Genomic DNA, 8,522 nt, shown 5'->3' on the forward strand with positions numbered 1-8,522 from the left:
TTATCTTTATTCATGCTCTGATTTGCTCATTGATAGTGGTTTGGAGATTACTATCAGATCAAATTCAGAGCATGTTTTCAACTGATTTTTTTCTTAAGATCCAACCTATGAATAAAACTTAAATAAAAGCGAGTGAATAGATTATTCACTCGCTTTTATTGATTAAGGTAGGTTCATTGAATAGTTAATTCAAACTCAATTAAGCGCAATAATAATTAGAAGAATCCCATTGGGTTAATATCGTAGCTGATCAACATATTTTTCGTTTGTTGATAATGATCTAACATCATTTTGTGATTTTCTCGCCCTATTCCCGATTGCTTGTAACCACCAAATGCGGCGTGTGCAGGATACAAGTGGTAACAGTTTGTCCATACACGACCGGCTTTAATACCTCGGCCCATTCGGTAAGCTCGGTTACTATCGCGCGTCCATAATCCGGCTCCTAAACCAAACTGTGTGTCATTAGCAATTTCCAATGCATGAGCTTCATCTTTAAAGGTTGTTACACTGATCACCGGTCCAAAAATTTCTTCTTGGAACACGCGCATATCATTGGTCCCTTTTAATAACGTTGGCTGAATGTAAAAACCTGCATGAGCCCCTTCTACGTTTTCAATGGCACCACCAGCAAGTACTTCAGCGCCCTCTTCACGACCGATATCAATATACGAAAGAATTTTGTCATATTGGGCTTTAGAGACTTGTGCTCCGACCTGACTCTCAGTGTTAAGCGGATTACCTTGAATAATTGCTTTGGTTCGTGCAATAAGACGTTTAATAAATTCATCGGCAATTGACTCTTCCACCAATAAACGTGATGGGGAAGTACAAACCTCGCCTTGGTTAAAGAATGCTAAAGTTGCACCTTCAACACATTTATCAATATAAGTATCTTCGTGATTCATAATATCTGCAAAGAAGATATTAGGTGATTTCCCACCTAACTCGACGGTTGAAGGGATCATATTTTCCGCTGCACATTTCAAAATATGCTTACCAACTGGGCTTGAACCAGTAAAAGCAATCTTAGCAATACGCGTTGATGTGGCTAAAGCTTGTCCTGCTTCTGCACCAAAGCCATTAACTATATTTAATACACCAGGTGGTAATAGGTCACAGATCAACTCCATCAAGAATAAGATAGAAAGCGGTGTTTGTTCCGCAGGTTTTAAAACAATGCAGTTACCTGCTGCTAATGCTGGTGGGATTTTCCAAGCCGCCATTAATAATGGGAAATTCCAAGGGATAATTTGCCCCACCACGCCTAATGGTTCATGAAAATGATAGGCAACGGTGTTTTGATCTATTTCACCAATAGAGCCCTCTTGAGCACGAATACAGCCTGCAAAATATCTAAAATGATCAACGGCTAGCGGTACATCTGCACCCATGGTTTCACGAATACATTTACCGTTATCCCATGTTTCTACTAACGCCAACAACTCTAAATTTGCTTCAATACGATCTGCTATTTTCAATAATATATTAGAGCGCTCAGTCACCGAGGTATTACCCCATGCTTCTTTCGCTTGGTGCGCTGCATCTAACGCAAGTTCAATATCGTCTCCGTCAGAACGCGCAACTTCACAAACATCATCTCCGGTTACAGGTGTCTTGTTGGTGTAATACTTACCATTAACGGGCGCAACCCACTGCCCGCCGATATAGTTATTGTATTGTGTTTTAAAGACCACTGTCGATTCCATTGAACCAGGATTTGGATAAATCATGAACACCTCTCAGTTATTTTCACTCCATTGTGTAATAGTTATCATATTCATTAATTTGTAGTCTGCGTGACTATAAATTCACAATTGTTGACTGTCAGTTCCAAATCTAAAGAGAATGATATTTATGATAAGTGAAAGCCTTAATAAGCAACGTAAAGCACATCAAGTCTTAATAGAAAGCAAAATATCCTTTGCTGGAGAGCAAGCTGAGTTGAGTGTTTATGACACTTTTGAGCAGGCAACCAATATTGAACTGGTTTCTGATCAACTCATGTTTTGTGGAATGTTGACGGGTAAAAAAATAATGCACAATAATCAGCGTGATTTTGAAACGCATTTTTTACCGCACGAATCCTTTATTATTGCCCCTAATCGCATGGTTGAAATAGACTTTCCTACGGCAACGATTGACAGCCCTACTACATGTATCGCTATTGAAATAAGCCAGAAACGTATAAAGAAGATTTGTAAGCAATTGAATAATAGCGCGCCACTTTCAGTTTACGAACAAGAATGGCGCTATGACGATAAATTAATGCACACTCACCATAACACTCAGACTCAAGCATTACTGGACCGCATGATAGGTATATTTAGCGAAAACCATCAAGACAGAAGCTTTATGATTGATTTGGCGGTTAGCGAATTAATTACGCGCTTACTACGACACCAAACCCGTGACTTTATTATTTGCCACAGTTTAGCTCAGCCCGATCATAACGGTATTAATAGCGTCATTGACCATTTACATAAAAATTTAAAAGAAGAGATTAATATAGATAGTTTGAGTAAAATTTCATGCATGAGTCGCACTAAGTTTTTTAATGAGTTTAAACAGGTAATAGGCAGCACGCCACGAGAGTTTCTATTTCAACTACGTCTTAAAAAAGCAGCCGACTTATTAAGAAAGAATAAATCAGTAACACAAGTCTGTTTTGCGACAGGTTACCTAAATACCAGTCACTTTAGCCGCAGCTTTAAAAAGTTCTTTGGTATGAATCCAAGTGAATACAAGCTTCGACACTGCCCTCCTTTATTAAGCTCGTAAATACCTATTACAAACTTCCTTTGGCAGCGCCATATTCTTAACATTCCGATTAAACATAGCTATTGAACATAGCAATTGGACATAGCAATTAAACATTGCCTTTAGACAGTACCCTTAAACAATATTATTAAATAATGTCCTTAAACAATGCAGTTAAAGAATGCCATCAAGCAATTCTATTAATGAGTGTTATTGCACAATATTGTAAATGTAAGCAGCGGTGATCAGAATCACCATACCAATGCCTTTCAGTAAGCCCTTTTTATTAGCTTGATCATCGACCTTCATATATTTACCAGAACCAAAATGAGCAAATACACACAGTAAAATAGCCAAAATCAAGGCAATTTGCTCCCCTTCTTTTGCACCATCAAAAGCAGAAAAAATGTCACCAATCATCAGGCTGATCGCCGATGGAATAACAAATAATGGCGTACGTGTCAGTAGAGAATAGGCAATAAAAAAGACAAGTATTGTTAGTGGCAGGCGGTAAGGGGTTAACTTAGACGGTTTCATAATGTTCTTCTGTTAGGTTATGTTAAGTATTTATTAAGCGCGTAGATTACCTAAGCCAATATTTTTAGCAATCTATTCGGTCCATAAAGTCGTCAAACTCACTTAAGTAGTGACCTGCCACAAAAAATCAGCAGATTTAGTAACATAGTCTTTGGCTATTGCACTAATGACAATAAACGATTTAACCTAACTCTTATAAAAGGATAAATTATTAGGACATCACCTCAATTCTGGTTAATGAAAGCGGAATTGAGGTTAGTTAAAATCATAAAATTATATTTTTGGGCTATACAGTGCCGTTAGTTTTGCGTAGTTCAAGGCGAATTATTGAAGCAATAACTGGTTATTGAGAGATAATTTAACGAAGAAATCCGCGGAAATAGCGGTGCTGTATCGCTTTGCTTATCCAGAACTGAGGTTACATCACCTTGGAGAAATAATGAGCCAACTCACTAATAACACTTTGTCTAAAAACCACTCACCGATGAAAGTCGGTAATTGCTCTGCACCCTTGCCAATTGAAGGTACTGCCCTAGTGGTTGAAGGAGGAGGACAACGAGGTATTTTTACAGCAGGAATATTAGACAGTTGGTTAGCACATGACTTTAATCCTTTTGAATTATTAATTGGAACTTCAGCAGGTGCACAAAATTTATCAGCTTATCTCACTCAGCAATCGGGTTACGCTAAACGTTCAATAATGCAGTTATCAAAGCACCCAGAATTCTTTAATATGAAGCGTTCATTTTTAGGCGGGCATACGGTTGATCTTGATTGGTATTTTAATAAGGCTCAAGAGCCTGAATACCAACTTAATTTAAATTGTGCACAAGCTCAGCTGCAACATCGTCAGCTGCTTTTCTCTGCGACCAACAGTAATGGATTTCGCCCTGCTTTGCTTGAACCAACAGCAGACAGTTGGTTAACAATGCTTAAAGCATCCAGCGCGTTACCTTATTTATATAAAAAAGGGGTGGCGATTGATGGAAATTATTATGTCGATGGTGGTGTTGCACTACCTATACCCATTCAAGAGGCTTATCAACGCGGCGCTAAAAAAATAATAGTAATTAGAACCGTTCCAACCGATCAAAGCGCACATTCTCCATGGGCACATAAGATCAAATCTTGGGTTTGTAAAACACAACGCTGCCCTCGTGTATTAGATTTAATTACAGGGCATGAGAATGCCTACAGCGAAGCAGTAGACTTTATACATCAACCACCAGCAGGTACTCAGATTATTGAAATAGCGCCCGCTAACAAGCTATCTAGCCGCTTGTTGGGAAGCAGCGATCAAGCATTAGCGGCAGATTATCAAATGGGATATGAAATTGGCACACGCTTTTTAGAAAGCCAGTCGGCACAATTATTCACACAGCATTAAAAGTAAAAAAATTAACTTTGTTTATATCAACGCTGCTTATATTGTGTTGGGCAATAGGCTCTGCTTATCTCTGGCGACCTCAACTTAAGGTGCTTACTTTTGCGACCGCTGACACGGCGGCGCCATAATTTAAAGCTACCCGATTTCATTTTATTGCGCATGAGTTTGATGACGCCTTGCTCATCAAGGCCAAACTCTTGTTTAATCGCTTCAAAGGGGGTTCTATCTTCCCAGGCCATTTCTATCACTCTAGACTCTTCACTTTCACTAAATACTGTCATTCAAATTCCTACCTTAATATTTAACCTCCGTTCTGCATAAGCAAAACGAACCCACACTGTTATTTAACAAATGAATACGTTGAACAAGCAATCTGGGTTTAACTGCTAGTATAAAAATAACGTTATTACTCCACTTTTATTATTAGGCTTTAGATATTGGACTTTTTAATATTAGGCTAAGGTTATTTAAGTCGGCTGTAAAATTTTTTGAAGTGTAATAAAGCTGTCATACAGGTCCTTTAGGCTACTGCTCATTGAATAAATACTCCCCCCAGAATAAGGAAGTCTAATGTCGCATTTTTTAGAGAAAGAAACTGATTTCAGTAAAATGGTTGATGCTCGTTTATCTCGCCGTAATTTTTTATTTGCTTCAGCAGCAGTCGGTGCAGGTGCATTTTTAGCACTCAATCCTGTCGCGAAAGCAGTGGCGGCAACGATGGATAGCACTCTATTAAACTTTACCGCTATTCCGACTTCAACAAGTGACAGTATTGTGGTGCCAAAAGGCTACAGTGTGAGCAACTTAATGTCATGGGGAGATCCTATTTTCAATAATGCACCGGCTTTTAATGCAAATGGTCAACAAGACTCAGCAGCCCAAGCGGTGCAATTTGGTGATAATACCGATGGCATGAGTATTTTCCCGCTTTCCAAAGATCACGCTATTCTTGCGGTGAACAATGAATACACTAATTATGAGTATCTGTTTGCACATCAAGGTAAATCAATGACCGCTGAGGATGTTAAAAAAGCACAAGCTGCAGTGGGTATAACCATAGTAGAAATCACTAAACAGAATGGTCAATGGACGATGGATAAAAACGGCAAAGCAAATCGCCGTATTACAGCCAATACAGAAATGTTAGTGACAGGGCCAGCTGCAGGCCACGATTTATTAAAAACCAAAGCAGATCCAACAGGTAAAAAGGTATTAGGCACCTTTAACAACTGTGCGAACGGTGAAACACCTTGGGGAACTTATTTAACCTGTGAAGAGAATTTTAATGGGTTCTTTGGTGCAGAAGCTGATGTGCCATTAACAGCTGATGATAAACGTTATGGAATTAAAGCAGAGCAAAGTAAATATCAATGGCATAACTTTGATCCACGCTTTGACCTTGCTCAAAACCCAAATGAACCTAACCGCCATGGTTGGGTGGTTGAAATTGATCCAAACGATCCTACTTCAACGCCATTAAAACGTACTGCTTTGGGCCGCTTTAAACATGAAAATGCCGCATTAGTCGTTAATGATGATGGTCATGTTGTTGTTTATCTTGGTGACGACGAGCGTGGTGAGCATTTATATAAATTTGTCACTAAAAATAAATACCAAGAAGGCAATCACAGCGAAAATCGTAACTTACTTGAAGAAGGAACGCTTTACGTGGCTAAGTTTGCAATGCAAGCAGACAAGCTAGAAGGTGACGGTCAGTGGTTAGAGCTCACTCACGGCAAGAATGGTTTAACCAAAGAAAATGGCTTTAATAGCCAAGCAGAAGTGATGATTTTTGCACGACGTGCAGCAACACAAGTCGGCGCAACTACCATGGACAGACCAGAATGGGTCGCAGTTCACCCTGATAAAAAACATGTTTTCTGTACCTTAACTAATAATAAAAATCGAGGCGTAAAAGAAGGGCAAGATGTTGAAGGCCCTAACCCTCGTGCCGAAAACCATTATGGTCAAATCGTCCGCTGGGCACCAACAAACCATAACCACAGCAGTGCAACTTTTAAATGGGATTTATACTTAATCGCCGGTAATCCAACGGTCCATAAAGATAACCTATACGCAGGCAGTAACAATATTAATAAAGATAATATGTTTAATAGCCCAGATGGTATCGGCTTTGATAAAGCAGGACGTTTATGGATCCAAACCGATGGCAATTACTCAAATGAAGGTGACTTTGCAGGCCAGGGTAATAACCAAATGTTATGTGGCGATCCTAAAACAGGTGAAGTACGTCGTTTCTTAACCGGTCCAGTTGGTTGTGAAATCACAGGCTTAACCTTCTCTGAAGATCAAAAAACCATGTTCGTCGGTGTACAGCATCCAAGTGGACACTTTCCTAATGGTAATACGAGTAAACCCCGCTCAACCATTGTCATGATCAGTAAAGAGGATGGTGGTGTGATCGGTAGTTAAAGATCGATACAAGGATAATGGCGTTGATTACGAACTAATGTTAACGCTATTAATTTGTCGGTATTGATTTTGAAAGGACAATAAAAAAACATGCTCGATACATTGTTATTGAGCATGTTTATTACTGATAAAGAAATTGCTGTAGATAAATCATGGCGAATAAATCGCAGTGACTTAATATAGAAATATATTTCAGAAACTAAATATAGAAAATAACTCTCAGACAATAAATATCAGAAAATAAAAGCCACCGGCAGAGTTAACTGTGATGGCTTAATGATTACTAAGTAATTGATAAGTAATTTGCTATTAGTATTAAAGCTTTATCCATGCAACGAGATGACCAGTAGGTCAACCGTAGAGGAATTCATTAATCCACTAGCAGATGGACTTAATCGACTCCAAAAATCATGGTGATGACCACATACGATCAAGTCTATACCCGCTTCTTTAACCGGTTTCTCTAAACTATGACTTATATCCCCTTCAACGATAAACTTACGTTCAATAGGATAACCAATATCAGCGGAAAAAGTCCCCAATTTATCACTCAGTTCTTTCGAACTTGGATTCTCAAACTCCAGCCCTGCAAGCTCTATATCAATTAACCCACCGTATCCAGACTCATGAAACATTTGCCTGTTGGAATGGACTAAAGATAACTTAGCATTTAATGCTTTAGCCAGATTGACCGCTTTTTCAAGAACATTCTGGCTCCCCTCATCGAAATCGATAGCAACTAAAATATGACGGTAGCTCATCTGTTTCCTCCTCAGTTATTTGCCTCTTTATAATATTAGTACTGAACGTATAACTGATTGTGTATTTACCTAACATAAATACAAAAACATCAGCCTTTCAAGCACTCTATTGATCTAGATCATTTTATTAAGAAGCTCTTTCGGCGCTTAAAAATTTCAGATAAATAATCAATGTAAATACAGTTCTCCCTACTTTGATTTACTTAACTTTAACGCAATTGCGTCCCGCAGATTTTGCACAATAGAGAGCTTTATCTGCTTTGATCAGTAATGGCGACAAATCTTCTTCATCACTATAATCAGCGACGCCCGCACTAACAGTTTGCTGTAAATTAGGTGAAATAGTTGACCAGTCATACTTAGCAATGTTCTCAACTAACCTATTAGCGATTTCTATCGCTTTAGTTTTATCGATATTAGGCAATAACACCACAAACTCTTCACCGCCGATACGACCGACTACATCTGAATCTCGCATCATACTTTTACTAATTAAGGCAATTTTTGTGAGTACTTTATCGCCCATATCATGTCCAAAAGTATCATTAACGTTTTTAAAATGATCGGCATCAAATGAGATAATTGAAAACGGTGTTGCTGATTCCTTAGCTTGATTTAAAAATTGATTGCCTTGTATATAAATT

Annotated in this window: 8 protein-coding genes; 3 read left to right on the forward strand and 5 right to left on the reverse strand. The window is 38.6% G+C overall.

The annotated features are described in order from the left end of the window. Nucleotides 1–215: 215 nt before the first annotated feature. Nucleotides 216–1,733 carry an acetaldehyde dehydrogenase ExaC gene (gene exaC / locus MT391_RS20190; RefSeq protein ID WP_499499837.1) on the reverse strand — a complete coding sequence of 506 codons (1,518 nt, stop codon included), beginning with the start codon at nt 1,731–1,733 and terminating at the stop codon, nt 216–218. 124 nt (nt 1,734–1,857) lie between these two features. Here exaC and MT391_RS20195 point away from each other — a divergent pair, with 124 nt between their 5' ends. Continuing rightward, complete coding sequence (locus MT391_RS20195) at nt 1,858–2,781, forward strand: helix-turn-helix domain-containing protein (RefSeq protein ID WP_499499838.1); 924 nt, start codon at nt 1,858–1,860, stop codon at nt 2,779–2,781. Nucleotides 2,782–2,970: 189 nt separating this feature from the next. Here the strand turns inward: MT391_RS20195 and MT391_RS20200 are convergent, their stop codons facing one another. Then, on the reverse strand, nt 2,971–3,297 hold the full coding sequence (locus MT391_RS20200) for a hypothetical protein (protein WP_166371740.1): 327 nt from the start codon (nt 3,295–3,297) through the stop codon (nt 2,971–2,973). Between the two features lie 439 nt (nt 3,298–3,736). On the opposite strand from MT391_RS20200, the gene MT391_RS20205 reads away from it, so the two are divergent. Beyond that, nucleotides 3,737–4,684, forward strand: a complete 948-nt coding sequence (locus MT391_RS20205) for a patatin-like phospholipase family protein (RefSeq protein WP_499499840.1) — start codon at nt 3,737–3,739, stop codon at nt 4,682–4,684. Between the two features lie 26 nt (nt 4,685–4,710). Here MT391_RS20205 and MT391_RS20210 read toward each other — a convergent pair whose 3' ends face one another. Beyond that, on the reverse strand, nt 4,711–4,965 hold the full coding sequence (locus tag MT391_RS20210; protein ID WP_299664440.1) for a TIGR03643 family protein: 255 nt from the start codon (nt 4,963–4,965) through the stop codon (nt 4,711–4,713). Nucleotides 4,966–5,254: 289 nt separating this feature from the next. Here MT391_RS20210 and MT391_RS20215 point away from each other — a divergent pair, with 289 nt between their 5' ends. Then, a complete protein-coding gene (locus tag MT391_RS20215; RefSeq protein WP_499499841.1) occupies nt 5,255–7,117 on the forward strand; it encodes a PhoX family protein in 1,863 nt (620 codons plus the stop codon). Between the two features lie 323 nt (nt 7,118–7,440). Here MT391_RS20215 and MT391_RS20220 read toward each other — a convergent pair whose 3' ends face one another. Next, a complete protein-coding gene (locus tag MT391_RS20220; RefSeq protein ID WP_299664435.1) occupies nt 7,441–7,878 on the reverse strand; it encodes a universal stress protein in 438 nt (145 codons plus the stop codon). 199 nt (nt 7,879–8,077) lie between these two features. Further along, nucleotides 8,078–8,522 (reverse strand): GGDEF domain-containing protein (locus tag MT391_RS20225; RefSeq protein ID WP_499499844.1); only part of this gene is annotated, 445 nt, incomplete at its 5' end.

The organism is Vibrio sp. 1-Bac 57, assembly GCF_037546855.1.
In the GTDB taxonomy this organism is placed as follows: domain Bacteria; phylum Pseudomonadota; class Gammaproteobacteria; order Enterobacterales; family Psychromonadaceae; genus Psychromonas.

What these genes read in the sequence shown, in the direction of transcription:
- exaC (WP_499499837.1), bottom strand. Translation starts at nt 1,733, where the DNA reads ATGATTTATCCAAATCCTGGTTCAATGGAATCGACAGTGGTCTTTAAA.
- MT391_RS20195 (WP_499499838.1), top strand. Translation starts at nt 1,858, where the DNA reads ATGATAAGTGAAAGCCTTAATAAGCAACGTAAAGCACATCAAGTCTTA.
- MT391_RS20200 (WP_166371740.1), bottom strand. Translation starts at nt 3,297, where the DNA reads ATGAAACCGTCTAAGTTAACCCCTTACCGCCTGCCACTAACAATACTT.
- MT391_RS20205 (WP_499499840.1), top strand. Translation starts at nt 3,737, where the DNA reads ATGAGCCAACTCACTAATAACACTTTGTCTAAAAACCACTCACCGATG.
- MT391_RS20210 (WP_299664440.1), bottom strand. Translation starts at nt 4,965, where the DNA reads ATGACAGTATTTAGTGAAAGTGAAGAGTCTAGAGTGATAGAAATGGCC.
- MT391_RS20215 (WP_499499841.1), top strand. Translation starts at nt 5,255, where the DNA reads ATGTCGCATTTTTTAGAGAAAGAAACTGATTTCAGTAAAATGGTTGAT.
- MT391_RS20220 (WP_299664435.1), bottom strand. Translation starts at nt 7,878, where the DNA reads ATGAGCTACCGTCATATTTTAGTTGCTATCGATTTCGATGAGGGGAGC.